Genomic DNA, 1,338 nt, shown 5'->3' with positions numbered 1-1,338 from the left:
CCCCCACATTTATTGAAGACCAGCTAAAGTCTTCTTGTGCTCTTGAACCACTACAGGACCGAGCGAGGCCTTCCCTTCCCACTGAAGGCCTCCAAAAGGAGAAGCAGCAGTTCCACCATCAGGACCACATGTGGAGTCACAGCAACCACAAACCTGGTGGTTCCCATCAGCAGCAAGCCACCCATTGGCAAAGGAACAGGATTTGTGGAGCGCGTCACTAGGTGCAGAAGCAAGAGTGGCCTTCAGAACACACGTCATGTAGATAGAAGGACTGGATCCCCCCTGGAACATGAAGGCCTCCAGCTGGAACCGGATTTTGTCCTCCTGGGATCGAGGCATGAAGCGCGAGCTGGAAGCTGTGACCTTGGCATCCACAAGACATCCATGATTCTCAATGAACAAATATCTCGGAAGGGCGTTCACATCAGGTACTTGGGTGGCCACACAGCTGTCCACAAACACACGCAGAGGGACGTGGTTGTATACCTTCACAGATGCCTCAACATTAATAACGTCACCCAGGAAGTAAGAGTTTGAAGGCCTCTCAAAGGACCAGTCATCCATCATGAGCTTCAGGGAGAACAGCAAGACTTCTTCACCAGCCTCCGTTGAGGCATAAGGGACCCAAGTTGGCTTCAAGGCATTACCGCTGACATTTTGAAACCTTTGATAATGGCATTGAACACCAATAACTGCACCACCTGCACGGGTAATCGGAGTGCCAGCAAACGCCTCAGGAGTGTAGGTAAGGGCAAAGGTGTAGACAAGCTCATCCTTGGTCATCATCAACACACTATTGCAGTCCTGCAGTTCATTGTCAAAGAAGAGCACCTTGGAGCCTGGGACCAAACCGACAACAGGACATCCTCCCAAAGTCAGACCAGATGGCTGGATCAGTTCACCATTGCTAAACAAGTCCTGCTGTACCTCCACATGAACCCGGTTCTCACCGCATTGAATAGCTACACTACTGGGAGTCACAGGTTGCCTCAAATGGAAGTCCACCGCCATCTCACTCGGCACTTCTGGAACAGTGGGAAACCTCCAGTCCAAAGGCTTCACTGGACCCTGCAACACCTGCTTCTCCTGAAGACCAAGAGGCTCTTGTGCAAATCCTCTGTAGTCAAGACTCTGAGACAGAGAAGCCTTCTGCAAAGTGTTTCCGAGCACTTGAGAAGAAACAGGCACTCTGGAAGCTGGATATGATTGATGCTTCTTGCTTTTTGGACTTTGACTGGATCTCAAACTTCCAAAAGCATTCTTCAGATCAAACACCACAAGCACAACCAGCACTAACACATATTGCAAAAGACCCATCCTGACAAACGTTAACACAAT

General features: G+C 49.9%; 1 protein-coding gene. It reads right to left on the bottom strand.

Going from position 1 to position 1,338, the window contains the following annotated elements; translation table 11 throughout:
• Positions 1 to 9: 9 nt before the first annotated feature.
• Positions 10 to 1,338, bottom strand: a 1,329-nt coding sequence (locus GQS57_RS18245; RefSeq protein WP_165734405.1) for a zona pellucida domain-containing protein, incomplete at its 5' end; no start/stop codon positions are given.

It is taken from the genome of Polaribacter sp. 20A6 (assembly GCF_011378915.1).
GTDB classification, from domain to species: Bacteria; Bacteroidota; Bacteroidia; order Flavobacteriales; family Flavobacteriaceae; genus Polaribacter; species Polaribacter sejongensis.
The sequence above is the reverse complement of the archived record's forward strand: the minus strand, read 5'-3'. Positions and strand labels throughout refer to the sequence as shown.